Origin of the sequence: Aureliella helgolandensis, from assembly GCF_007752135.1 — a bacterium.
Lineage (GTDB): Bacteria > Planctomycetota > Planctomycetia > Pirellulales > Pirellulaceae > Aureliella > Aureliella helgolandensis.
In genome coordinates this window covers 1,362,242-1,386,850 of the sequence record NZ_CP036298.1, presented here as the reverse complement: position 1 = coordinate 1,386,850, position 24,609 = coordinate 1,362,242, and the positions used below count along the sequence as shown (strand labels likewise).

The 24,609-nt window shown below is 55.9% G+C and carries 20 protein-coding genes and 5 tRNA genes; 6 read left to right on the top strand and 19 right to left on the bottom strand.

Features of this window, described 5'->3' with window-relative positions; genetic code table 11:
* Positions 1-63 precede the first annotated feature (63 nt).
* The 4 genes from Q31a_RS04900 to Q31a_RS04885 all read right to left on the bottom strand — a co-directional run bounded on the left by Q31a_RS04900 (position 64) and on the right by Q31a_RS04885 (position 9,696).
* Positions 64-4,710, bottom strand: a complete 4,647-nt coding sequence (locus Q31a_RS04900) for a hypothetical protein (protein WP_145074839.1) — start codon at positions 4,708-4,710, stop codon at positions 64-66.
* A 40-nt stretch (positions 4,711-4,750) separates the two neighbouring features.
* Positions 4,751-5,830, bottom strand: a complete 1,080-nt coding sequence (locus Q31a_RS04895) for a Gfo/Idh/MocA family protein (RefSeq protein ID WP_145074837.1) — start codon at positions 5,828-5,830, stop codon at positions 4,751-4,753.
* A 607-nt stretch (positions 5,831-6,437) separates the two neighbouring features.
* On the bottom strand, positions 6,438-8,105 hold the full coding sequence (locus tag Q31a_RS04890; RefSeq protein ID WP_145074834.1) for a hypothetical protein: 1,668 nt from the start codon (positions 8,103-8,105) through the stop codon (positions 6,438-6,440).
* Between the two features lie 502 nt (positions 8,106-8,607).
* Positions 8,608-9,696, bottom strand: a complete 1,089-nt coding sequence (locus Q31a_RS04885; RefSeq protein WP_231691217.1) for a tRNA dihydrouridine synthase — start codon at positions 9,694-9,696, stop codon at positions 8,608-8,610.
* 236 nt (positions 9,697-9,932) lie between these two features.
* On the opposite strand from Q31a_RS04885, the gene Q31a_RS04880 reads away from it, so the two are divergent.
* The 5 genes from Q31a_RS04880 to Q31a_RS04860 all read left to right on the top strand — a co-directional run bounded on the left by Q31a_RS04880 (position 9,933) and on the right by Q31a_RS04860 (position 13,270).
* A complete protein-coding gene (locus Q31a_RS04880; RefSeq protein ID WP_145074831.1) occupies positions 9,933-10,538 on the top strand; it encodes a hypothetical protein in 606 nt (201 codons plus the stop codon).
* A gap of 412 nt (positions 10,539-10,950) precedes the next feature.
* Positions 10,951-11,235, top strand: a complete 285-nt coding sequence (rpsR, locus tag Q31a_RS04875; RefSeq protein ID WP_145074828.1) for a 30S ribosomal protein S18 — start codon at positions 10,951-10,953, stop codon at positions 11,233-11,235.
* A 72-nt stretch (positions 11,236-11,307) separates the two neighbouring features.
* Positions 11,308-11,745: an acyl-CoA thioesterase gene (locus Q31a_RS04870; RefSeq protein WP_145074825.1), complete on the top strand. Its 438-nt coding sequence runs from the start codon at positions 11,308-11,310 to the stop codon at positions 11,743-11,745.
* A 1-nt stretch (position 11,746) separates the two neighbouring features.
* Positions 11,747-12,691, top strand: coding sequence for a prenyltransferase/squalene oxidase repeat-containing protein (locus Q31a_RS04865; protein ID WP_231691071.1), 945 nt, complete (start codon positions 11,747-11,749; stop codon positions 12,689-12,691).
* Positions 12,692-12,715: 24 nt separating this feature from the next.
* Entirely contained in the window at positions 12,716-13,270 is a 555-nt protein-coding gene (locus tag Q31a_RS04860; protein ID WP_145074821.1) for a hypothetical protein, read from the top strand.
* A gap of 89 nt (positions 13,271-13,359) precedes the next feature.
* On the opposite strand, the gene Q31a_RS04855 is transcribed toward Q31a_RS04860, so the two are convergent.
* From Q31a_RS04855 to nusG, 6 genes are all read right to left on the bottom strand, one after another.
* The gene (locus Q31a_RS04855) at positions 13,360-14,946 is read right to left on the bottom strand and encodes a Ppx/GppA phosphatase family protein (RefSeq protein ID WP_145074817.1); all 1,587 of its coding nucleotides are present in this window, start codon (positions 14,944-14,946) and stop codon (positions 13,360-13,362) included.
* 259 nt (positions 14,947-15,205) lie between these two features.
* Complete coding sequence (gene rplL / locus Q31a_RS04850) at positions 15,206-15,604, bottom strand: 50S ribosomal protein L7/L12 (protein ID WP_145074814.1); 399 nt, start codon at positions 15,602-15,604, stop codon at positions 15,206-15,208.
* 191 nt (positions 15,605-15,795) lie between these two features.
* Complete coding sequence (gene rplJ / locus Q31a_RS04845) at positions 15,796-16,326, bottom strand: 50S ribosomal protein L10 (protein ID WP_145074811.1); 531 nt, start codon at positions 16,324-16,326, stop codon at positions 15,796-15,798.
* A gap of 115 nt (positions 16,327-16,441) precedes the next feature.
* Positions 16,442-17,125: a 50S ribosomal protein L1 gene (gene rplA, locus Q31a_RS04840; RefSeq protein ID WP_145074808.1), complete on the bottom strand. Its 684-nt coding sequence runs from the start codon at positions 17,123-17,125 to the stop codon at positions 16,442-16,444.
* Positions 17,126-17,130: 5 nt separating this feature from the next.
* Positions 17,131-17,556 (bottom strand): 50S ribosomal protein L11, encoded by a 426-nt coding sequence (rplK, locus tag Q31a_RS04835; protein ID WP_145074804.1) that lies wholly within the window; start codon positions 17,554-17,556, stop codon positions 17,131-17,133.
* Between the two features lie 166 nt (positions 17,557-17,722).
* The gene (gene nusG, locus Q31a_RS04830; RefSeq protein WP_231691070.1) at positions 17,723-18,316 is read right to left on the bottom strand and encodes a transcription termination/antitermination protein NusG; all 594 of its coding nucleotides are present in this window, start codon (positions 18,314-18,316) and stop codon (positions 17,723-17,725) included.
* An 83-nt stretch (positions 18,317-18,399) separates the two neighbouring features.
* Between nusG and Q31a_RS29935 the strand changes: the two genes are divergently transcribed.
* Positions 18,400-18,558, top strand: coding sequence for a hypothetical protein (locus tag Q31a_RS29935; protein ID WP_197356218.1), 159 nt, complete (start codon positions 18,400-18,402; stop codon positions 18,556-18,558).
* Here Q31a_RS29935 and secE read toward each other — a convergent pair.
* From secE to Q31a_RS04785, 9 genes are all read right to left on the bottom strand, one after another.
* Positions 18,555-18,989, bottom strand: coding sequence for a preprotein translocase subunit SecE (gene secE / locus Q31a_RS04825; RefSeq protein ID WP_145074801.1), 435 nt, complete (start codon positions 18,987-18,989; stop codon positions 18,555-18,557). The two genes, Q31a_RS29935 and secE, sit on opposite strands and share 4 nt — an antisense overlap.
* 136 nt (positions 18,990-19,125) lie before the next feature.
* Positions 19,126-19,198: transfer RNA gene (locus Q31a_RS04820), tRNA-Trp, on the bottom strand.
* A 156-nt stretch (positions 19,199-19,354) separates the two neighbouring features.
* Entirely contained in the window at positions 19,355-20,548 is a 1,194-nt protein-coding gene (gene tuf, locus Q31a_RS04815) for an elongation factor Tu (RefSeq protein ID WP_145074797.1), read from the bottom strand.
* A gap of 126 nt (positions 20,549-20,674) precedes the next feature.
* Positions 20,675-20,747, bottom strand: a tRNA-Thr gene (locus Q31a_RS04810).
* Positions 20,748-20,756: 9 nt separating this feature from the next.
* A tRNA-Gly gene (locus tag Q31a_RS04805) sits at positions 20,757-20,827 on the bottom strand.
* Between the two features lie 176 nt (positions 20,828-21,003).
* Positions 21,004-21,084, bottom strand: a tRNA-Tyr gene (locus Q31a_RS04800).
* Between the two features lie 98 nt (positions 21,085-21,182).
* Positions 21,183-21,255, bottom strand: a tRNA-Thr gene (locus Q31a_RS04795).
* A gap of 1,110 nt (positions 21,256-22,365) precedes the next feature.
* The gene (locus Q31a_RS31515; protein ID WP_449224068.1) at positions 22,366-22,719 is read right to left on the bottom strand and encodes a cold-shock protein; all 354 of its coding nucleotides are present in this window, start codon (positions 22,717-22,719) and stop codon (positions 22,366-22,368) included.
* 314 nt (positions 22,720-23,033) lie between these two features.
* Positions 23,034-24,512 (bottom strand): DEAD/DEAH box helicase, encoded by a 1,479-nt coding sequence (locus tag Q31a_RS04785; protein ID WP_145074794.1) that lies wholly within the window; start codon positions 24,510-24,512, stop codon positions 23,034-23,036.
* Positions 24,513-24,609: the final 97 nt, after the last annotated feature.

The window sequence follows — 24,609 nt, the reverse complement described above, 5'->3', positions numbered from 1 at the left end:
TTCACCACATCCTGCAAAGCCTCCACCGCTTCACGGGGCCCTCAGCTCAGGCACCGCTCGACTTCATTCGGGAATGGCACGCAACGTGTAGTGCGCTTGGCTAGGGAAAAACTCAGCAGCGTCGCCAATCAAGTTTTGCAGGTTGAACTCGTAGACAAAGCCTTCTCGCCAGCCGCCCAGGCTGAGCTCCACCTGCCGCCCATCGGCTGAAACACGGACGATGGACGCTCGTTCGGTCCGTTGATCCTGATCTTCCCCGCCATAGGCAGGCGTCGAAATGCGGCGATACGAGCGGATCGAATAGTTATCCGGGTCACTCGCGAGCTGCATATCAATGGGCTGCGTGAAATCGATTTCAAAGCCGTGGGCAGTGGCACGGATCTCAGCAATCCCTGCTGGCAACTCTCCGTTGGCCTGCAAGCGCACGATCGAGCCCGTGTTCTGACCACCACCCCATCCACTGTCCTGAAGACTGCCGACCATCAACGCCCCATCGGGAGCAATCTCGCACACAATGGGCCCCTCGAACGTCGGTGAATCGCCAGCTGGCGCTCGGCTAAAGGGATAGGCTGCGCCCTGGAAGGTATCTCCCACCCGTTGAAGGCTCATGCGAACCAAAGCGCGTTCGTTCATTTCACAACCAATCAAATGGCCTTCCAGAGGTCCGAATAGCTTCGCCCCCCCGGCCTCGAGCAGTTCTTTCGGCGTCTCGAGAAAACAAATACCGTTAACGCTGCGAGTCCACGGATGAGGCAGGTTGATCGCCGGAGACTCAAACGGTGGAGAGAATCCATCTTTATTTTCTAATTTATTGATGAACCCATAACGCTTTCCCTGACGCAAGTGATTGAGTTCATTAAAGGGATTGTAATTCCCTTGATTGTCGGAGGTGAACAGTTCCCCCTCCCCACTAAGAGCAATGCCCATTGGAAAACGCAAGCCAGCCGAAATGGGCTCTACTTTAAATTGAATCTCTCCACTAGCTGCGGTGTAGGGAAGCAACTTGAACGCCGTGCCGCGGCGATGCGCTGCCGCCTCGGAACGGTCATCCTGCTGGCACGGCAGCGCCATGTAGTAGTTGCCCTCAGCATCTTTCTCCAAGCCCACTGCCCAGTCGTGATAGTCGTGGGTGTAGCCCCAATCATCCGACAACACGCGGGCGTACTTAAAGCGTCCGGAAGGGGTATCCAAATCGGATGCAATTTGCGAGGTTGCCGCTCCACCACCCACCACTGCTGCTTGCGACGCATTGTCCGGCCCCGCAGGATTTGCTGACACACCATTTTGCTTGGCGCGTGCCTGATTGGTTCGTGGCAGCGAACGTCCCGGTTGGCGTCCCTCCAGTCGCAGCAGACCAAATTTCGTCAACACATCTAAGTAGGCATCCGTGGCTTGCAGCCCAAAGGGAGTTGGAAAATTGGCTGCCAACTCTTCATAGCTATCGAACATTCCGTCCCCGGTAGTATCCAAGGCCTGCAACACTTTCCCTCTAAGGGAACCGACGAAAAAGTCGCCGCTGGGAGACCATGCGAACGAAATTGGCATCTCCGTCGCCGGAAGTGGATACTGAATCGTATCGAATCCAGGCACCACATCCAACACGATGGGCTCCACCCCAGGTGCCAGCGGGGGTGCCACCGGAAATTGATCCGCCGCAATCAAACTGGTGTAAACACTCGTCCAACTTCGCTCGGAACCGTCGCTTCCCTCTTCAGCTAGCACAGAAATCTGGCCGGCCAACTGGGAGCTCAAATGGTTGAAGCGGCCCGTCAAATCGAGCTGCCCCAAGCTCTGAAGGGAGGCCGAAATCTTGCTTAGCATGGAATTCACTTCCACCCGCTGGAAGTCTCCAAGCGTCTGGAGCATCAGCTGATCGTCAGCCTGCAATCCCGAGAATCGCGTGTAACATGAAAAACCGTTACCGGCCGGACCGGTGCGAATCGTCTGCGTAATCTGCAGCTTGCGACTTGCGCCCGCATTCCCAAAGTTCAAGGTGCCACTCCACCCTACAAACTCATCCTCAACCAGACGCTGAAAACGGGCCGCTGTTTGCCCATCAATTTCAGGCAACCAAACCTTGCCATCCGCCGAAACGAGTGAGTAGGACTCCAGGGCGGATGCGTCGAAAATGGGTGAGTTCCCCAATTCCCAATACCAAGTCTTACCACGCGTCTGTTGGTAGGCCGTATCGCCAATCCACCATTTCGCCAACGCGCCCGATTCCAAGTCGATCAAGACGTTGTGGCGATTGGGTAACCCAACAATCAACGGACGGAGATAGATCTGATCCCCCATTTCGATGACATCGGTCAATACCCGTGGCAGCTCATGGTGGTCGGGCTGATTGTGGGCGCGAACAACACTCACGGGATTGGGCTTAGGAGGTTGAAATCCAGGTGTGTTCAACGTTTGCCATAAGGCATCGAGCTGTCGGTCCAACGAGTTGCCGAGCAGACCTTGCGCGGCGGTCTTGATGGCCGGCATCTCCATGCGGGGTACAATGCGGGCCGGATTGCGCACCCAACGTTGAAACCATGTTGGTCGGATTCTGTCACCAAGCATCGTGAGGTCGGTGCCGCGGGCTTTCAAGTCGACCTGCGGTGGTTCATTGTCGCCAATCTTGTGGCAACTTTGACATCCGAATCCTTCCGCCGTTACCAGCCGAGCGGCAGCGAACTGAGCCGCCTGTTCCGCCAACGCCGAAGTATCGGAGTCGACGCCCCCAGATGCACTGGCATGAGAGTCACCCGAGCCGCCAGCCATAACACCAGGCGCATTGGCTGGAATGCGATCCTGTTCGATAAAATCTTCCACCATTCGCGATAACTCAACATCGCTCAATGCAAACTTCGGCATTCGAATATCGAGCCACGGGCGAAGTGGCGTGGATTTACCATCGATAACGCTTGCGAGAGCTTTCGCATGCAATTTATCTCCAATGCCAGTCAGCGAGGGAGGATTCAATGCAGCCAAACGCGATGCCAAGTCCGGAAATTGTGAGGCTACCTGAGGCAAGGCAGATTCAATGCCGATGTGGGAGTCGCGCGAGTGGCAAGCCAAGCAGTTATTCTCCGCCAGCAACTCAGGGCCACTCAAGCTATCCAGTGGCTGCTGAAGTTGTGAAGTCGTGGAAATGTAGGCCTTGAGTGCCTTGCGTTCCTCAGCACTCAGACCATACCCTGGAACATACTCCGACGCATCGGCATGATCCAAGCACCCCGCATCCCAATTGCTGCCTGCATCCAGCGGCGTCTTGGCAATGGGCATCGTCAGTGAGGCGGGCAGGGTGTGGCAAGCACCACAACGATGCTTCTGAATCAATCCCGCGCCCATCTCCACATCGCCGGATGCCCGCGTATCGTTTCGCGATTGCTCCGCCCCCAAAGTCGACAAATAGGCCGTCAGATCAAGGCGCGCATTTAGCCCCAATTCGAAAAGTGGCATGCGGTGCTGCGGATTGACCAATTCAGGATCCTGTAGCCATCTGGCAAAAAATTCAGCGGTGCGTTTAGCAGCAACCCCAGAAAGCGCCCCGCCACCGAACATCTCTCGCAGCTTAGGGTGGACGTCGAGATCCTGAGCACCCGCCGCAATTGCACTTACCTCGTTCGCATCGCGCAGCCGTCCAGCGGTGGAATCCAGTGGATGGCAAGCAACACACCCCGTGGAAGCAAAGGCTAAAGCCCCCAACTCTGCGTCCGCCGTCGTCCGAACCTGTGGGTCCCGGTTCTTGCGTTTGCGTTTCAGTTGCTCAAGCTGCTCCTTGACGTCTTCCGGTGCGACCGCGTCTGCCGATGCGTCAAAGAGCGCAGCGCTAATTGCAGCGGCCGAATTGGAGTGCAAGTTAAACTGTGGCATCGCAGCCGTTGCTGCCCTACGGTCGGCGTCTGACGGGTGTCCCGCGAGCCGCTCGACTAACCAACTTGGGCGCAAATTGTCTTGCAACGAGGTCAGGGCTGGCGCAGCCAATAACGGCCGCTGGTCGTTGTATTCATGGCAAGCGGCACATCGCAGCCCACGCGACAATCGCTCTCCGAGTGCAAAACGGTCCTGCGGAGCTTGCTCAACGCCATGCCATAGCAGACTGGTCGGAACAGGCTCGAGCACAAAGCCCGGCCCTGACCAGTATGAGCCAAGGCGGCCTGCCCCCGCTCCACCTTGATACTCGACGCGCAATGGTTGCATGCCAAATTTCAACTCAATGGGCGACGACGCGTACCAAGTCGCGGTGGAGGTGACTTCGCCCGCTGCATCTCGCAAAGCGGGCTGCGCAGGATCCTGCGGCACCGCCACACCATGCGGTGCAAGTCCTAGTTCCCTTCCCGCCAACTGAACGCGGAGAGGTCCGTCAGACTGAAACAAGAATTGGTAGTTGCCGGGTGACTTAATCTGCAACAAGCCCTCCCAAATTACGGTCAGCGGTTGGTCACTAGGCAATCTCGCATCCCGATCGCGCGACGTCGCTGAAAACTGAATGGCTCGATCCACCCGCGTGAATTCACCGTCTGCCGAGGAAAAGCTCGCAACGACGCCCGGCAAAAACTCGGGAGGTTCGTCGTCCCAATCCTCCTGCGAATAGACATTCGGACAGCTCCACTCCACGGCTAGCAACAACCACACGAGAAGCAAGAAGCGGCGGAAGGTTACAATATTGGCCATGGACAAGTCGCTGGTAGAAGATGCAGTGGCGGGCGGTTCAATGGTAGGCATGGGCTTGCAGGGGCTAGTGTGTATCTTGGGCAACCAATTGCTATTCTAACAGCTTTAAGGTTCGCTTTTGCTGAGCACTGGCGAATGCCGTGTCGACAATCTGCTGACCAATCCGGCTTAGCTCCGGTGACAGCGGTCCTTCTATTGCCCGATCCCGTTTCAAGCAATCGATGAAGTACTGCATCGCATTTTGCTCAGGCGGTAACAACGAATCGACTGGAACATCGATTCCCTCAGGATGCGCTCCATCCTGCACTCGCAGAGTCGGAGAATAGTCCCAAGAAGTGATTGTCCCCTCAGTACCAACCAACGTATAACCGCAGCGTGGCTGAGGCTGGTGGGTCCAAGGATCGGTATAAGTGCCCCAGCGCGTTTCGAACTTGCTCAGCCCAAACGCATAGCGAGCTATCGTTATCGAATGCTCATCAACTTCGAGGCCAGTGGGTTCGTCCACCATCGATGTAATTTCGATCGGCTTGGCACCTCCTAAGTACCAGGTACCCAACGTGGCTCCATACCCCAGATAGTCGAGCATCGAACCGCCCGCTTTGGCTCTTTGATAGAACCAACTATGAGGCTTCTCTCGCGCCACCTCTTCGGCCGAGACCTCATCTTTGCCTGCGGTGTGCCATAGCGGCCCGCGATTTCCACCGTAGTAATGCACCTCAAGCACCTGGCCGATTGCGCCCTCCCCGCTCAAACGCTTCGCGGTGCGATGGCTCGGAACCCAAACTTGAGGCCAGTTGATCGCCCACCGAACATCATGCCGCTGACAAGCTGAGATCATCGCATCGGCGTCTGCGAGAGAACCAGCCATCGGCTTCTCCAGCAGAATGGGAAGTCCGAAGGGTGCCAAGCGTTCGATCCAAAGTCGGTGATCGCCCGTGGCGGGGCACAGCAGTAAAATGTCCGGTTTGCATTGCTCGATGCACTGCGTCCAATCATTGAATACTGCCGAGTCTGGCAATTCGAGATCGCGCTGCGCGGCCAGCATGCGGCGAGGTTCCGCATCGCAAATACCGACAACTTGACACTCTGGGTGAGCTGCTGCCGTCCGCAGATTGTCCCCCATGTGCATGTGTTCGAACGATATTCCTGCAATTCGATAAGTGGCTGTCACAGTACTAAACCTCATTTCTTCGGGGCAATTCTCGGGGGGCGCAAGACACGGCACACTGGTGATCGGTGTGGCCCTCGCATGATAGCGGATCGACATGCCTCGAGACGAGGCGTTTGCGAAACGCGATCGCAGGTCTCCCCAATATGACGAAGCTAATAGCTGAAGAGCGACTCTCGTTTTTAAGCATAGGCAGTGTCTCTAAATGCCCTGCAGTAACATCCACCCGTCCTTGCTCACGCTGGGGTAGCGATTTCAACATGCCACGACGAGTGGTCGAGTGGTGCCCCAACGCCGGGGGCCGTAGCTTGAGCAACCCAAACGGAGACGCACAACCGCGCAATGCCAAGACGCGACGCCCTAGCAACAAGCACGAAAATGGACGCAAGGCGTCGGCGAAAGGGAGTGCTGCGAAGAAGGTTCGATCCGCAGGAGCGAACCCTGGGGACGATGGAGGCAATGCGGCAGACAAATGCTCAGACACCTACTTGGGCCAACCTGCAAGGTTGGCGGGTCATTCAGAGATGCCAGCGTCCCCAGGTTGGCCGCTCCGAGCCCTCAATTTCCTACGCCCCCTCGATTTCCTCCGACTAGGTGGAGCGGCGAAGCACTACTCAGCTGGCCCCACAGGAGCGCCAACCGGTGGTGGAGCCCCTGCACCAGGTGCTCCCCCTTCTCCAGGGCCTGCGGGACCAGGCCCACCGGGAATCCCTGGCTCGTTGCCAGGCTGATCCGGCCGAAACTCTGCCGGAATTTCGGGCAGCGCTTCGGGCACTTCTTCGAGGTCTTCAGCATCGACGAGATCTGGATACCGATCGGCGAAACCTGGAATGTTAATCACTTCGTCCATAATGGCTTCAATCGATAATCGCGTGTTGATCAGCAAGCTATTGATGTCGGTTACTCGCGTTGGATCGTTGGCTTTCGCCTGAAAAGCATCGAGCAATTCGATGAGCTCCACTACATCGCCTTGCAACTCGCTCGGCAGCTTGGCGTTGACCAAGGGCACTCCAATGCCAGGCGCCGACTTGGATTCGGCTAGGGGAATGCCATCGAGCGCCACGTGAATGGACTGCGTAATTTGATTGACGAGGCGACGCGATTTGCGGGTTTGCCAGGATTGAGTGTCCACAGGTCGGGGCTTCGGAGCCGCTCCCATACCGTAGCCACCCTCTGAGCCGTAGCTACCTCCCCCCATCATTCCGCCGTAGCCGGCACCACCACTTCCACCTTCCGCGCCGTATCCTCCGCCGTAACCGCCACCCATCATTCCCGCTTCACCACCGTAACCGCCACCATAACCACCGCCGTACCCCCCCATCATGCCACCGCTGGCAGCCGCGGAGGTCATCTTGATCGTGGCATCTTCGGACTCATACCAATTGACCAATTGGCTTCGCAATAAGTGAGCCAGGCCCACCACATACAAGCCCTTCTTGTCGTCCGGCAATCGCGTGATATCGAGTCGGGAGATGTAGTCGACGCAGGCCAAGCGAATGCTGGGCAGACACTCTGGATCGGCAATGCGATCCAGCGCCATGGAGAAGGCCACTGTGGAGCTGATCGTCCCCAAGCACTCGTAGGCGCGTCGCACCATCCAGGTATGGCCCGGTTCTTCCAAGGCCGATTTTGGCTCACTTTCGGCAATCTTCTTTAGGCCGTCAGCCAAGACTTTGCGGAGATTTTCGCTCCAACCAGCAGTATTCCAGCCAACCCCCAGTTGTCGTTCCAAACCATACAGGGCAACGCAACGCAGGTAGATTGGAGCCTCTTCATTGATGGCCCATTTAAAAAGCGGCTCTAACGCTCTAGGCGCGGGACGTGGTGGGGCACCTCGGACTTCAGGGGTTTCGTCAAGCTGCGCAAGAATCGCCATGAAATTGATCTTGGCTTGCGGCGAAACGACTACGGTCGGCTTATCCGGATATTCCAAGAATTTCACGACGTTCGTTAGAGTCGCTGCCACGGCTGCCTTTCGGGCCGGCAACTCCGCATCCTTCGTAGCGTTCAAATAGTTATTCGTCAGGTTCTTTCGCAGCGTCTGGTACTTAGCCTCACTGCCTGGAGCGGCCATATCTCGCAGTGCTTCCAAAATCACTGCATTCATCGCAGCCTGCGAAGCCGCGTCGCTGGGAACTCGCCCCTTCACAAAATCCTTGACAAGCAAACGCTGCTCTTTGGTGGCGTTAGGGATTTTATCCACTTGGGCCACTGCGGGAAGTGCGCAGCCCATCGCCAACGCGAGGAAAGCCACAAGCTTGAGTTTTCGAGAATTCATAGATCCCATCCCCAGATCGGAGCAGCCAACTATTTCGATAAGTGTCGTGCGATAAGTCGCGATAGATCATTGAGTTCCCAGGAAAAAAGGCCGCTCACCTAGGGCTCAAGCTCCACTCTGGAAGCTTCAGCCAACGGCGCGCAACACCTCGAATCCCACTCTCGCTCTACCGCTTAATTGCTATCCCATCCCCGAGGAGCAGGCTGAAAAATCGCCGCCGCATCCTCCGAGCAGGCAGGAGAGAATGCACTGCCGGGCAACATGGCAGTGCAAAAAGCAAAACACGCACTCCCCCCTGGTCCGATCTCAGGCCTCTGCGCATTTCGCAGGAAACACGAATCCGGGCACAGACTCCAGTGCGTAGCTCTCCCAACCCACTAGGCTATCCGACTGGTCCCCCCAATGTCAACTTTTTCCTTGCAGATTGGTCGGAATCGGCTACTGCAGCTCCATCCTATGGCGGTAAAACGGGCCAGCGGGTCTAACCAGTAGAGTGCCGAGCTCAGCCACAGCTGTCCCCACCAGACCCTTGCACGCGATGCGCCTTGGCCGAAGGGTAAACTCCTGGAGCATCCTCGGAGTACCAAGTGTCCAACGCGGCTTGCCAATCGCGATGTGTTCGAATGCGGGTAAAGGCGGTGCGCACCTCCTGCGCCCGTGGATGACTGGCGGAATACTTGATGCCAAACTTCCTCAAGGGCTGGCCCGTGCGCTCTGGCCCATAGATCTGCTCCGCCAATGCCCAGTGCCGCTCCAGCACCACTCGCTGCTGCAACACCGTTGGCGGAGGGGGGAGCGGCAGCCCACGACTCAACGCTAGCGCCTGTTCAAAAATCCAAGGATTGCCGATTGCTCCCCGCGCCACGGTGACCCCATCGACGCCCGTCTCCGCCATCATCCGCAGACAATCTTCCGCCGTGAACAGATCTCCACTCCCCAAAATGACGTGTTGAGGATACGCCTGCTTGAGCTCCGCTAAAAACTCCCAGCGACTCGGCCCGTTGTAGCGTTGGACCACTGTGCGGCCATGCACGGTTGCCGCAACGACCCCAGCCTTAAACGCACCTTCGAAGATGGTGTAAAAGTGGTCGCGGCTCTCTTGCGTGTCATCAATGCCGCGCCGCATTTTGACCGTCACTGGAATTTCCGGTGGGACAATATCGCGTGTTTGACGCACAATTTCGAGCGCCACATCGGGCTGGCTGAGGTGGTAACCACCTCGACATCGGCCCAGCACCTTCTTCACCGGACACCCAAAATTAATATCGATCACGGCAAAGCCCGCCTCGACCAGCCTCCGCGCTCCCAGAGCAAACTGCTCTGGCTCCGACCCCATCAACTGCCCAGCCACCGGCTGCTCTTCGGGACTGTTGTGCAAAAAGTGCTTGTTCTTATCCCGCCCCTTGTAGGTAATCAAGAATTGGTCCAGCATCACTTCACACAACGAATAACTCGCGCCGTGCTCCCGTGCCAGCATTCGCATCGGCCAATCGCTGTAGCCGCTCAGCGCGGCCTGAACGACCGGAAAGCCGATATCGAGGTTCCCGATCCTCAAGGGCTTCAGAAATGCGGCGGGGCCGGGAGTCGCCAAATCGGCTCCCCCCTCTACCGAAGTATCCCCCACTACAGCATTCGTCACAGGCAGCAAAGTCGGCTTATTTGTCGTATTTGACACAATCGCGCTAATTTCAAGGCAGTGGGTTGGACGATGCTTGAGCTAATACCGTGCGGAATGCGGCGGATGGCCCCTCGAGCTTGGCCCCCTAACGCATCGATCGCGAAAGTATGGAAAGGCTGGCAAACTTTAGATCGGATCGCTTTCCAACCATGATACGCCAACATCCCCCTAATATCGCCCAATGTTTTGCCGCGAGCAAGCTGGCGCGGCGACCAGAGGCCCTGGCCCGTTGGCTGGTAGCCAGCCTGATCCTCTGCGGAACGGGATGCCAAGTCTTAGCGATCCCCAGCTACCGCCACGACTCTCCAGGCGATTGGGCAGGCTACGCCGATCAGGGTCGAGCCTTCGCCGCAGAATCCGATTCGGCGGCCCTCGAGTGCGCCCCCTACGAGGACCTCGCCTCTGAGATGTGCGATACCACGGAACGCGTTAGCCTCATCCCCCCCATCCCCGTCCCGGCTTGCCTGGGAACGCGATGGTCGGCCTGGAAGGCAAAACGCGCTATTCCGCCGGGTCCCGATCGCCCGCGTTTCCTACCACTTCCCACGCGTCCCATGTTCGAACCACGCCCTGGCGCCTTGCCTGCATTAACTGGCCTGGCTGGCGGCGAGCTGGCTCAAGGCGAAATCTACCTAGCAAGCCCCGCCCCCCCATCGCTGTGGAATTCTGGGGCTGATAGCTACGGAACAGCCGCAGCGACCGATTATGGACGTTTTCCGACTGCGGAGGAGCTGGCCGTTCCCCCGGGTTATTGACGCCCGATGGCGGCCAGCCCTGCATTCCGTGATGCCCCCCCTATGACCGTGGATACGTGCGGTTCACGTTTCCAAACACTCTTTATGAAAATCCTGGCTATTTTGCAGCGATCCTGGACAATTGGTTTTCCACTCGACGCTTCCTGCTATTTAGCCCTTGCCGATTCTCTGGAACGCTGTTAAATTCCTGCGTTCCGGCGGGAGAGTCCGTGAATTCCGATAATTTCTTGGATTCATGTGAGCGATCGCGACGTGAGGAAGTTGGCTTGCAGCCTAAGCAAGGGCGATCAAAATTCTGCCAATGCCTGACGCGACCTGTTAAGATTCCCCGTACGTAGCCGATACATAACCGATCAGGGAAGGTTTTCCCTGCCATAAATCGAACTTACTGACTGTTTTAGAGGTAGCGTCTATGTCTACGATGCGTCGAGCGCCTTCTGCGAAAAGCCGCGCACGCAAGCGTTCGCGAATCCGTTCGCGAGCTAAGAAAAAGGATCCGTTGTTCGTCGATGGCAAACGGCCACGTCCCATGTTCATCGATTACAAGGACGTCGAGACGCTGCGCAAGCTGGTCAATCGCCACGGTCGCATTGTTGGACGCCGCAAAACCGGCTGCTCAGCCGTAAGCCAGCACGCTGTCACTGAAGCCATCAAACGTGCACGCTTCATGGCGTTGCTCCCCTACGTTGGTGAATAAGCTGACCTCTGCTGCTGCCCCCTAAACTGTCTCGTGCCCTCCCAGGTGCGAGATTTTTTTTTGAGCCCACCTATGAGCCAAGCCTACGTAACCTCAAGACGAGTGGAGTTCTGCGAGACAGATGCTGCAGGTATTGTTCATTTCTCCTGGTTCATGCGGTACATGGAACAGGCCGAACATGCGTTCTTGCGGCACCTCGGAACCTCCGTCGTCACCGAGCTGGAAGGCGGTTGGCACCTCAGCTGGCCGAGAGTCCACGTCGAGTGCGACTACCAAGGCGTCGCTCGCTTTGAGGATGTACTGGAAATCTCCCTGAGCGTCCTCAAACTGGGCCGCAAGAGCGTGACTTACGGCTTCGAGTTCTCGCAAGCGGGAGGCATCCCCATCGCTACCGGCAAAGTGGTAGCCGTTTGCTGCAAGGTGCGCGTGGGCAGCCCACTTGAGTCGACAACGATCCCCGCTCATCTGGGCGATCTCCTGCTGCCCTACTGCGTGACTGAATCGAATTGAAGTGGAACAAGAATTCGAAGACCTGGGCTACCTCGCCCGCTTAATGATCCGCTTAACGATCGGCGCAGCACAACTCCCCCAGGAAGTGCAAGACCGGCATGCCCGATACGTTCTCGACCGCCAACGGCCCGACGGCGGATGGGCCGGCCGCGAAGGGGAGAGCGACCTCTACTACACCAGCTTTGCTCTGCGAAGCCTGGCCATCCTCGGCCTGCTCGATGGCGACCTTGCCGTCCGATGCGCAGACTTCCTCAAGTCGCGACTCAATTCGCACGAGACGATTGTAGACCTACTGTCGCTCGTCTACTCCGCCAAACTCATCGAAGCCGCTTGCGGTCTCGACCCACTCTCCGACGCGCGGCAGGCATGGAAAGCCAGATTGTCGGAACTCCTCTTCCAACTACGTCGCGACGACGGAGGATTCAGCAAGAGCCTCGAGGGACAAGCTGGCAGCACTTACCAAACATTCCTAGTGCTACTCTGCTTAGAATTAATCGAAGAACCCTGCCCAGATGCAGAGGCCGCCTACGCGTTCCTGATGCGCCAACGCCAGGCCGACGGCGGCTTCCTGGAGATACGCGTGGGCAAACGCTCCGGCACGAACCCAACCGCGGCAGCGATCGGCGCCCTGCGCGTGCTGCACCGCATCGAGCCGCAAGTCGTGGACGACGCCGCAGAGTTTTTCTCCGAGCTCCAGTCCGACGAAGGAGGTTTCCAAGCCAATACCCGCATCCCACTTCCCGACCTCCTGAGCACGTTCACCAGCTGCTTCACCCTCGCGGATCTTGAGCGACTCGAGCTGATCGACACCTCGCTAGCCTATCGCTACGTGTTGAGCATGCAGCAACCCCACGGCGGCTTCCGAGGCTTTGAATTTGATCCCGAAGATGATATCGAATACACCTTCTACGGACTCGGCGCCATGTCGATCCTCCACACCGACTGATCTCAATCCCTGAGAGTTTTCCTAATGGCTACTGCCAATGCAGACGACACGCCCAACACTCCACCACCAGGCGTCTCTGGTCGTCGCATCACCGCGATCGTCATTCTGTCACTAGTGGTTGGCGGAGCTTTCCTAAGCTATGAACTGTGGAGCTACAATCGGCTGGACGCAGCCCGCGCTGCCACCCAGCAGGCCTGGCGCAGTCTCACCGACCCACTCTCTCAGCGCTATCGGAAAATTGAACTCGCCGTTGCTGAAAGAGTCGACAGCGAATCGCTGGACATGGCTTGGGCTGAAAAATTCCGCCTAACCGTAGACCGCTTTCGCACAACAGCTCTCCCCGACCTGCAGTTTCAGACCAGCCAGGAACTAGAAGAACTCCTATCCGTCAGTACCCTCAGCCCCGAGGTACTCCAAACGGAAAACGTCCAACTAGCCGACGCGCTTCGGTCCTACAACCGAACCCTTGACCAAGAACGCCAACTGCTGCACAGCCCTGCCTGCAAATTTCTGGGCATCTTCCTGAAGTTCAACGAACCGGTTGAACTCCAATTGGCCACAACGCCCCAGCCAGAATAACTCTCTCCACACCTCCCGCTAGCTGCGCACAAGCACCTCCGGCATCTCCGCGCGATCTCCGCCTGCTGCGATCCCTCCCAAGCGGCCGATTAGCTAGGGCGACGGGTTGGACGAATCTGCACCGGCACCCCAAAGGTCTCCTCGAAGAGGTTTCCACTCTGCCGAAGCGCCAATTGCTCCAGGGAAACATCCTCCACCCCCTTGGCGATCAACACCATTCGCTTGGTATCGCTTCGGCACTGAATATCATTGATACGCTGACTGCGAGAATCATCCAAGGCAATTGCCAATCGCAATATCGCAGCTAATTTCGAAACAGCCACCCGTTGATCTCGATCGAGAATCGAATACCCCTCGTGATCAGGCATCGGACTGCTTCGTCGATGATACCGGGCGACGAGCGACACCAACAACACATCTTTACGGCTGAGCCCAAACAACTCACTATGGCGAATTAAATACATCGCGTGCTTGTGATTACTGCGGGCGTTGATGTACATCCCAATCTCGTGCAGCAGCGCTGCTACGTAGAGCACCAGCTCAAGTCGTGGTTCCAACTGATGCTCACTCTGTAGATCCGCAAACAACTTTCGACAAAGGGTAGCGACGTGCCGGGCGTGCTTCTCGTCAAAATCGAAACGCCGTCCTAGCCCAATTGCCGAGCGAATAATTTGGCTGCGGAAGTTGGCGGTCCAAATTTCGCGGGTCGCCATATCTTGGAGCAGACCATCGCGCAGATTGGTGTCCGAAATAGCGACTTTCGTCTGATTAAAACCTCGGGCGATCAAGACATAGGTGAGCAATGCCGGGGCGATGGTCTCCGCATCCTGAAAACTAACGCCGAACCGTTGGACAATTTGATCCTCGCTGAGCTGCAGCATCTTTCGAGTAAACTCATCCAGCCGCTCCGTAGCCAGGTAGGCCAACGAATCCGAATCCCACTCTCCCAGAATGTTCTTTGCAGCAAAGCGAACGTCTCCGCCAATTGCAACCATCTCCAACGGCGTATCGTTGGAAACATGCTCACGAATCTGAGCCACCACGCGCTGAATCTGACTCTCCATGATGGCTCGTTGCTTACCAGGCGGCGCATCGAACTTCTCAAGCGTCTCCAGCAAGCGGAGCGATCCCAGGCGATAGGTATGCGAAAACAACACATTCCCAGACTGCACCACCAATACCTCGGTACTGCCCCCGCCAACCTCCACGACCACCGATTTACTCGACATCAGTTTGGGATCGGCCTGCAGTAACGGCTGAATCCCCATATAGGTAATGCGACTCACCTCTGCTTCGTCGAGCGGTTCGACCTCAAGCCCAGTAGCAATGTACACCCGATCCATGAATGCCAAACGGTTGATCGCCTCCCGCACAGCACTGGTCGCGATCACTCGAATCTGATTGGGGCGGGTAATACCGTACTCCAGCAGCAATCGTCGGTAACTGCGCAGCACCCGCACGCACTGCTCGATGGATGCCTTTCGAATACGCCGCTGCGTGAACGTATCCTTACCAATCGTCACAGCCTGGGACAGATTCTCTAACAGATGAACGCCCCCGGAATTATCAATCTCCGCGATCGCCATGCGAATACTCGTCGTGCCTATATCAATCACGGCTACCGGAAGCTTTTCTTCGACGGAATCGATTGCAGTACGTGCGACAACTGAGGACATGGGAAACTGCGCTTCTAGCTAAAACAGATTGGATACTGGGCGTACACCGAACTAATATTCTACGCTGGCGGTGACGCCATGCCATGCATTCACGAAATCTTCACCTTAGGGCGGCCACGCATCGTGACAACCGTCGGTACGTAAAAAAACCTGGCACGTGGATTCGAGCCAGGTTTTTTTGTGTGTTTGAAAGAAATTCGTTCTCTACCGCTCTGGCAAGCACAGCGGTCGAATGGAACGAAGCTTTGCGAACTGCGAACTATTTGAGTTCGACAGTTGCACCAGCTTCTTCGAGCTCCTTCTTGACCTTCTCGGCTTCGTCCTTGGAAACGCCTTCTTTGATCTTGGCAGGAACCGCTTCGACCAACTTCTTGGAGTCCATGAGGGAAGCACCGGTCAGGTTCTTCACGACCTTGACGACGTTCAGCTTGGCATCGCCGAAGCTGGTCATGACAACATCGAATTCAGTTTGCTCGGCAGCAGCTTCGCCGGCACCGTCGCCAGAGGCGGCAACCATCATCATGCCACCACCGGAAGCGGCTTCGATACCATGCTCTTCCTTGAGGTAGTCACTGAGTTCTTTGGCTTGCTTGAGAGTCAGGCCAACGATGGATTCACCGAGTTGCTTGATATCGTCTGCGAATGTAGTTTCGGACATGGATTGTTAAACCCTATTGCTAAGTAAAAAAATGTTCTGTGATGTACGTGTGGAACTTTTAAAAATCTGCTGCCTGTTCAGGAAGGCTGGTTTCTACAGGTCGCGTCTAGTGTTGACACCTTCTGTTGCGACTACTCTTGCATTGTGTCAATTTCAATCGCGAAAACTATACCAGCTGAAACATTCTGCATCTATGCTTCACCCTCCTTTTGCTCAACCAACTTCGTGACTTGGCCAGCCAGAGTAGCTCCGGCACCGAGTAATTGCGAGGATAGATTTGCACCGGGAGCGAGAATCTGCCCCACCAACATCGAAATCTGCTCCTGGCGATTAGGCCATTTGCTGACGGCTAACACTTCCTCAGCCGACATGGCCTCGCCATCCATGACACCGCCTTTGAGTTCGAACTTGGCGAACTCTTTGACCTTCACGACTGCGGCGATTTCCTTAGCCAGACTGACAAAATCTTCGCTTCCCCACACGACGGCCACGCCGCCCTGTTTGGGCGCGAACAGCGTCCGCAGAGCGGAACCATCTGTTGCGCGATCTGCAAGACTGCGTTTGACGACGAGCATGTTAATGCCCTTTTCGCGGAACAATTTGCGAATCTCGAACGTAGCTTGAGAGTCCATCCCAATCACATCGGCGACGATCGCGTCATCGACTCCTTCGAGTCGATCCTTGATCTCACCGGTGATCAGGTTCTTAACGTATTTACTCATGACTTTCCAATCGAACCTATCGATGGCCGATACCGGCACAATAACTTTTTGGAGCTTTCGTTCGTCGCTGGTTCGCCACCATCATCTCTGGCAACGCCCGCGACATCCGGATCGACTAAGCGCTGACGCGCACACTGGGTGACATGGTGGCACAAAGAGCGATGCTCTTCACATACGTGCCCTTAACCGCTTGAGGCTTCAAACCGTTGACGAACTGTAGGAACGCCTGGACGTTTTCTGACAGCTTGTCCGCTTCGAAACTCAGCTTGCCAACAATCGCATGCAAGTTCGATCCCTTATCGTTACGGAACTCGACCTTACCAGCCTTATACTCCGCGATGACGCGTGCGACATCCATCGTAACGGTACCCGCTCTCGGGGAAGGCATCAGACCACGTGGCCCCAGTACCTTACCCAACGGTCCGACCAATCCCATCATATCGGGAGTGGCGACACACACATCAAAGTCGGTCCAACCATCTTTGATCCGCTTTGCTAGATCTTCCTGCCCGACCACTTCCGCTCCAGCCTGCTCAGCAGCTGCAGCCAAGTCGCCCTTAGCAAAGACAACAACGCGTTGCGTCTTGCCAATACCGTGCGGCAATACCACCGAGCCACGGACAATCTGATCCGCTTGAGCGGGGTCGATGCCGAGGTGCATGTGGATTTCGACACTCTGGTCGAACTTGCGTGCGGGAAAGCTCTTGAGGATGCTGATCGCTTCTGCCAGTGGCAGGGGATCCTTGCTCTGAGGAGCCTTTGCCACCATGGCCTTCATTGCTTTGGATATTTTAACCATAATGACTACCCTTCCACCTCGATGCCCATGCTGCGTGCAGTACCTTCAATCATGCGCGCGGCATGCTCTAGGTCACGTGCGTTGAGATCCGCCATCTTCTTTTGGCAGATATCATCGATTTGCGCCTGGGTCACCTTACCGACTTTCTTCTTATTGGGCTCGCCAGAGCCACTAGCAATGCCGGCTGCTTGCTTGAGCAGGGCTGCCGCTGGCGGACTCTTAGTAACGAACTCAAAAGTACGATCTGAATAAACAGTCACGACGACAGGAATCGGCGTGCCGTTGTATTCCCTGGTTCGCTCGTTAAACGCCGAGACGAATTGCCCAAGGTTGATACCGAATTTACCTAAGGACGTACCAACTGGAGGTGCCGGAGTGGCAGCGCCACCAGGGACCTGAAACTTGGCTTGTCCGACGACTTGCTTCGCCATACGAAAATTATCTCCAACGATGTGCTTGGCAGCCACTCGAAGTTCAGGGAAACAAAACCCCGAACTTACCGGTAACTTACCAAGAGATACTCAATTATTTTGCTCTGCCTACGACTCAATCCACTACGATGCAGCCTGTCCTGGCACGGCCTACCGGGGAAGTGCTTTACACTTCTTCGATTTGCCAGTGGTCGAGTTCAACGGGTGTGCTACGGCCAAAGATGCTGATGATCACCGTTACGCGACCATTGGCTTCGTCAACCTTTTCCACCTCACCCTCCAGGTTTTGGAAATTGCCCTCTTTGACCCGTACCCTATCGCCTAGGCGATAAGGAATCGCGGTCTTCATGGCAGGTTCCCCTTCTTCTTCGTCAGCGACAACCGGCTTACGAATCTTCTCAACATCGAGAGGATCCATAGGGGTCGGCTTCCCTCCAGCGCCGGTGAAATCACCAACGCCAGGAGTTTCCCTAACCAAGAACCAAGAGTCATCGTTGATGATCATGTAGGCCATCAGATAACCTGGGTAGAGCTTCCGCTTAACAACGCGGCGAGTACCGTTTCGAGTGAAGGTAACTACGTCTTCGGTGGGGACCAGAATCTCACCGAAATACTCCTCAAGACCTGCCAATTTAATGCGCTTCAACAGCGCATCGCGTATCCCGTCTTCACGGTTGAACGCAACCTTGATGATGTACCAATCCATATTGGTAGCAGCACCTGCGGTAGGCGAATCGTCTTGCTTTTCAATGTCACTCACTAAAGCACCCCCACGCCAGTACAAGCGATCGTGCAGCCCAACCTGATGTTGGCCACACAGCCATCTCCTGGCTAGGAAGATTAATGTTAATTCAAAAGGACCGCAAACAACGTCAATACCTGCGGTTTATACGCTTCTATGCGATGGACTCGTCAAGCCCACCAACGCCGCTCCACCCAGCATTCCACTGGAGAACGGCTCAATCTCTCAACGCCGTCGAGTCGGCAGGTAACAACGCTTAGTTGACACCCAACAACCCAAAGACAAACCTCCACAATGCGTCATAGCCAAACAGTATGGCAGACAGGAACAGGATCGTGAAGATGACCACAATCGATGCACGCACTAATTCTTTTTGAGTTGGCCACGAAACCTTGTTCAATTCCGCTTCGACCGAAATCAAAAAGTCCGCGAAACGCGGCCAATTCACCAGCCTGAAACCCAGCCAAAACCCGATGCCAGCCAGCCCGACCGCTACCAGGTAGCTAGGCCAGGTATGCCCCATCTTGGGAACCAGCAGGAGACTGTGGCAACGCCAAGCAGCTACAGCTGCGACCAGCCAGATCGAAAGGCACGTTAATTGCCTTACCATCCGCCCTTGATTGCGTTTATACAAACCGGATGCAAATAACTCTTGCAATAGCGGTCGGCTTGGGAGGTCTGATGTCGACATGGCAGCTCGGGTAGGGAGCAATACAATTGAAGCCGAGGCTTCTCATTTCACCACCAGCAAAATTGCTGCGGTGCCGTTTGGATAAATCTGCTCGAACATCTTTAGCCAAGACTAAGAATGATCGAGTCTAACAAGGCAGGGGCGGAGGGACTCGAACCCGCAACCGCTGGTTTTGGAAACCAGTGCTCTACCAATTGAGCTACACCCCTGAGTATGCAAGCCGAACCGCCGCAAACCGCGGCAATGACGCTCGCAAATTGGCCGCCACAAATTTTACATTCGTGACGGCCAGTGTTCTCTTTCTGGATCTTGAGCGTTGGGGACTAGTTGGCCGGCCACTGCCGAACCCCTAAACTCCCAGCGTTCTACTCGAGAATCTTAGTTACCACACCGGAGCCAACCGTCTTACCACCTTCACGGATAGCAAAACGAACACCGTCATCCATTGCGATCTGCTTTTGCAGCTCAACTTCGATCTTGACGTTGTCACCAGGCATGCACATTTCAGCACCTACCAAGTTGGCCGATCCAGTCACGTCCGTCGTACGGAAGTAGAACTGAGGACGGTAACCACTGAAGAATGGCGTGTGACGGCCTCCTTCATCCTTGCTCAAGCAATAAATTTCAGCTTCGAACTTCGTGTGAGGCTGGATCGACCCTGGCTTAGCCAGAACTTGACCACGCTCGATGTCCTCGCGCTTCATACCACGCAACAGGCAGCCCACATTATCGCCAGCTCGGCCTTCGTTCATTTCCTTACGGAACATTTCAACGCCGGTTACGATCGTCTTGTGAGGCTTTCGCAACCCAAGCAGCTCGACTTCTTCACCAACCTTAACCACACCACGCTCTACCCGACCGGTAGCAACCGTTCCCCGACCTTCGATCGAGAACACGTCTTCGATGGCCATCAAGAATGGCTTATCTTCTTCGCGTGCAGGCTGTGGAATGTAGCTGTCAATGGCTGCCACCAAATCGGTGATGCACTGGCTAGCTTCTGGGTCAGCTGGCGAGTTGTACGCAGCAAGTGCATTTCCGCGAACGATTGGAATATCGTCGCCAGGGAAATCGTACTTATTGAGCAGTTCGCGAATTTCCAATTCAACGAGCTCAAGCAGCTCTGGATCGTCAACCAAGTCGCATTTGTTCAAGAAAACAACAACCGCTGGCACGTCAACCTGACGAGCGAGCAAGACGTGTTCCTTGGTTTGCGGCATAGGACCATCCGCTGCACTAACCACCAAGATCGCTCCATCCATTTGAGCGGCACCGGTGATCATGTTCTTAATAAAGTCAGCGTGACCCGGGCAGTCAATGTGCGCGTAATGACGATTTTCCGACTCGTATTCTACGTGCGAAACTGCAATGGTTACTGTCTTTGTATCATCCCGAACGGTACCACCCTTAGCGATTTCCGAGTAGGCCTTGGCCTTGGCCAAACCCTTGGCTGCTTGTACTGCAAGCAGAGCGCCGGTGGTTGTTGTCTTACCGTGGTCAATGTGACCGATCGTGCCAACATTACAGTGGGGCTTTGTACGTGTGAATTGCTCTTTGGCCATTATCCGTTACACCTAACAACGAAAAACCTTTGTGACTGGCGCGAGCCTGCTGCTCGCTTGCGACCAGGACGAAAACCGAAACCATAGCCGTATGGCACTCGTGTCCGGAATTGTCGTCCGAACAAGAGCTGTTGATGGGACTTGAACCCATGACCTCTTCCTTACCAAGGAAGTGCTCTACCAACTGAGCTACAACAGCGTTCAGTAGAGCGGGTGAAGGGAATCGAACCCTCGTATTCAGCTTGGAAGGCTGCTGCTCTACCATTGAGCTACACCCGCTTCCTTCACACCTTGAATGCCAGTTGCACTCATCGGCGAGACGGTGATTGCTCACCCAACTCTCGGTCGGAACGCCTCCCCCAACTCTCTGGGAGCCAGGGACAGTCGCTCGAACTCGTCGAGTGCTAGGTCAACAACAATTCCTACAGTTTGCCAGCTTGGCGTTGGTTCGCCAATGGGAGGTGCAGGATTCGAACCTGCGTAACCGAAGTAACGGATTTACAGTCCGTCCCCTTTAACCACTCGGGCAACCTCCCGGTACTTCCCTAAAATCAGTTCGCCCCTAAGCCTCAAAGGCCTAGACACCCCTCGATCATCCACCGAAGTCCCAAAGGACCACCGCAGACGAACCAGGAGCCAACGGAGGGACTCGAACCCCCGACCGGCTGATTACAAATCAGCAGCTCTACCAACTGAGCTACGTTGGCCCAAAAGACTCGCTCTCGATTGAAGAGCTCGCTAATTTTCAGGAAGGGCCTAGTTTATCGACGCGTAAAACCACCGCAAGGCGAATTTAACCCCTTGGCGATGATTTTGCGAGTTGCGAACCGTTTGAGACCAGCATTGTCGGTCTGCGAGCACTTCTCTCGCCACTTTAAACGAGCTTTTCACTCCAAGTGAGGTTCGCGAACCAAGTTTTCCCAAATCAGAAATTGCTCCACGCTCGCACCAACACCACCCCAACGGGCCACCCCAAAGCAACCCCAACCGCGATCGCCCCAGCGAAACACCCCTCACTCGCCCCGAGCACGAGCAACGCCAATAGGTACCACCCACTTTTCGACCGAACAGCCAATACTGGCAAAAGAATTGCGCGAAAGATGGATGGCACCTTTCGCGCCCTGCCAACATCTTCCTGCCAACATCTTCCTGCCAACATCTCCCTGCCGACACCTTCCCGCCAACACCTTCCCGCCGCGCCTCCCCGCATCCGCCCCAACGCTGCCAAGCACCGCCCAACGACCACGATCGCGAACATATCACAACTTTACCATCCACCTCCCAACTCCCCCTCGACAACGCTAGCAACCCAACCGCCCGATCGACTCCATTAGGTACCACCCACATTTCGACCGAACAGCCAATACTGGCAAAAGAATTGCGCAAAAGATGGATGGCACCTTTCGCGGTAGAGCAGGAGGAGCACCGCCGCCAGGTACCATCCATACCGAGACCAAACAGCCAACGCTAGCAAAAAGAATAGCGTGAAAGATGGGTGGCACCTTTCGCGATACCATACCGAGACCAAACAGCCAACGCTGGCAAAAAGAATTGCGTGAAAGATGGGTGGCACCTTTCGCGATACCAACGGGCCGGCCAAGGCATCGCCAACCACCACTGACGAACGAATACCGCAGGCGCATAAAAAAACACCGAGCGCCTAAATCAGACTCTCGGTGCATCGTTTCTTTAGTGCAGCCAGTGATTCGCAATTAACGAGCCACTGTCGGGGTACTGCACGCTCTCTTGAGAACCCCAACAACTCCCGCAATCACGCAAATGACTGCAGGAACCCACTGGAATTCCCGTCAAGCGATTTACTCGTCAAGAACGCGTACGTTCTCGGCGCATGGGCCCTTCGGTCCACGCCCGACGTCATAAGTAACGCGTTGGCCTTCACGCAGGTCATCATAGCGCACGCCGTCTAATGCGGAACTATGGAAGAACATGTCGTTACCGGTTTCGTTTGCAATGAAACCGAAGCCCTTGTCGGTAAGACGCTTAATTGTGCCTTCTGCCATCTCTTGTCCAAACTCTCTAAAAATAGGGATGCGACCCTGGTGTGTGAAACGTTCACACACTTTCGGTTGCAACCAGAATCTTGCGGAGAAATTCTCCGTGCTTTGTTGTGCGAGCCCTACTGTTGTAACAGGTTTAGGTGGGCTCTGCATGCGGGTCGTCCATAGTTTCTGAATCTTCTTCCAGAGGACTAGGTTCGACTATAGGTGGTGAATTCTTGCGTTCAGTCTTCCGCCTCTGCTTCTCCAGAGCCTTGAACTTCTTGTCCATTTCCCTCTGACGCTTTGCGAATGTGTTTTGATTTTTAGCGATAGGAAGCTTCTTGAATTCGTGTAATGCAGCTTAAAAGTCTCTCCGAAACCGCACTCACTCCAATAGTCCAGTGCAGTTCGCTGGGATGCACGGGCAGCAATGCCGTCGCCTGCAGCAACCAACATACCCACCCTGGCAGGCCAACGCCAGCATATTAACTCGTTCGCAGAGCGCGGGCGCGACGCACTACCTTACGCTGTAACCCCTTGCGGCGCGGCCTTGCCTCACTCGAACCTTGCCCACTCTCCCCCTGCGACACCACAGCCACGGCGGGAGCGACCACGCGGGATGCATCACGACTACGCGGCTGAGCCGATGACTCGCGTTGCGGCGGACGACTGTCACTAGCTGGCCGCCGACCAGATCGCGATCTCCGAGCCGAGTTCGCTGCGGGAGCATGACCGCTTGAGGCACGCTCTCCATTCCGGCTCGCTCCTCGCGAAGATCGGCGAGCTCCGCCGCCCCCCCTCGAGTCAGCCCGCGATTCCACAGGCTCCTCAGTACGCTCCGGCTGATTTGCGGCCAGCGGTACCCTCTTACCAATCAACTGCTCAATCGCTCGTAATTCCTCGCGTTCACTCGACGAGCAAAAGGACAGAGCAATCCCATCCGCCCCAGCCCGGCCAGTACGACCGATTCGGTGAACATAGCTTTCCGGCTCCACTGGCATGTCGTAATTTACCACATGCGAGACCCCATCAATATCAATCCCGCGAGCTGCGACATCGGTTGCGACGAGGACACTCACGTCCTTGCGGCGAAAGCCATCTAGAGCACGTGTGCGGGCACTCTGCGATTTATTCCCATGAATTGCCACCGCGCGAATACCACTCCTACAGAGCTTTTCGGACAGCATATTCGCGCCGCGTTTGGTTCGCGTAAAGACGATTGCACGATCCACATCCGGACCCTGCAGGGTCTCACGCAAGAGCGGGAGCTTGCCGTTTCGCTCAACAAAGAACACGCGTTGCTCAATCCGTTCGACGCTTGTCGACTTAGGAGTCACGTTGACCGTAACTGGATTACTCAACAGGCTTTGCGAGAGCTCACGAATCTTGGGGGGCAGCGTGGCCGAAAAGAAGAGCGACTGGCGCTCGTCCGGCAGCTTATTAATAATGCGTTTCAAGTCGGGCAAAAAGCCCATATCCAGCATGCGATCCGCTTCGTCGAGCACGAACACCTCAAGCTGACTCAGCTCAATATGCCCTTGGCTCATCAAATCAACCAGCCGGCCTGGAGTGGCCACCAGCACGTGCGCTCCGCGATTCAGCGAACGCACCTGATTGCCTTGACTCACGCCGCCATAGACCAGCACATGCCGCAAACGCAAATGCCGTCCATAGGTCTCAAAACTCTCGCCAATCTGAATCGCCAACTCCCGTGTAGGAGCCAACACAAGCACGATTGGGCAATTGGGGCGAGCCTTGCGGTGCCGCTCCCCAAGCTGATTCAGGATCGGCAGAGCAAAAGCTGCCGTCTTCCCCGTACCGGTCTGCGCACATCCTAGGACGTCGCGCCCCTCAACGGCGGGTGGGATCGTCTGAGCCTGAATAGGCGTGGGTGTCGTGTACTTTTCCTCCGCCAAGGCGCGTTGCAACGGAGCGATCAAATCTAGTTCTTCAAAGGTCTTCAAGATGTTTCCTGTGTTCGTGTTTCGGCTCAACTCTACCTGGAGCGATGCCTTTCGACAGGCCGCATAGCGACGCCGCGAAGTAGGGCAGGGCAGTTAG

Excerpts from the sequence above, each read along its gene's own strand:
- Q31a_RS04900 (WP_145074839.1), bottom strand. The coding sequence starts at position 4,710 with ATGCCTACCATTGAACCGCCCGCCACTGCATCTTCTACCAGCGACTTG.
- Q31a_RS04890 (WP_145074834.1), bottom strand. The coding sequence starts at position 8,105 with ATGAATTCTCGAAAACTCAAGCTTGTGGCTTTCCTCGCGTTGGCGATG.
- Q31a_RS04880 (WP_145074831.1), top strand. The coding sequence starts at position 9,933 with ATGATACGCCAACATCCCCCTAATATCGCCCAATGTTTTGCCGCGAGC.
- rpsR (WP_145074828.1), top strand. The coding sequence starts at position 10,951 with ATGTCTACGATGCGTCGAGCGCCTTCTGCGAAAAGCCGCGCACGCAAG.
- Q31a_RS04870 (WP_145074825.1), top strand. The coding sequence starts at position 11,308 with ATGAGCCAAGCCTACGTAACCTCAAGACGAGTGGAGTTCTGCGAGACA.
- Q31a_RS04860 (WP_145074821.1), top strand. The coding sequence starts at position 12,716 with ATGGCTACTGCCAATGCAGACGACACGCCCAACACTCCACCACCAGGC.
- Q31a_RS04855 (WP_145074817.1), bottom strand. The coding sequence starts at position 14,946 with ATGTCCTCAGTTGTCGCACGTACTGCAATCGATTCCGTCGAAGAAAAG.
- rplL (WP_145074814.1), bottom strand. The coding sequence starts at position 15,604 with ATGTCCGAAACTACATTCGCAGACGATATCAAGCAACTCGGTGAATCC.
- rplJ (WP_145074811.1), bottom strand. The coding sequence starts at position 16,326 with ATGAGTAAATACGTTAAGAACCTGATCACCGGTGAGATCAAGGATCGA.
- rplA (WP_145074808.1), bottom strand. The coding sequence starts at position 17,125 with ATGGTTAAAATATCCAAAGCAATGAAGGCCATGGTGGCAAAGGCTCCT.
- rplK (WP_145074804.1), bottom strand. The coding sequence starts at position 17,556 with ATGGCGAAGCAAGTCGTCGGACAAGCCAAGTTTCAGGTCCCTGGTGGC.
- Q31a_RS29935 (WP_197356218.1), top strand. The coding sequence starts at position 18,400 with ATGTTAATTCAAAAGGACCGCAAACAACGTCAATACCTGCGGTTTATA.
- secE (WP_145074801.1), bottom strand. The coding sequence starts at position 18,989 with ATGTCGACATCAGACCTCCCAAGCCGACCGCTATTGCAAGAGTTATTT.
- tuf (WP_145074797.1), bottom strand. The coding sequence starts at position 20,548 with ATGGCCAAAGAGCAATTCACACGTACAAAGCCCCACTGTAATGTTGGC.
- Q31a_RS31515 (WP_449224068.1), bottom strand. The coding sequence starts at position 22,719 with ATGCAGAGCCCACCTAAACCTGTTACAACAGTAGGGCTCGCACAACAA.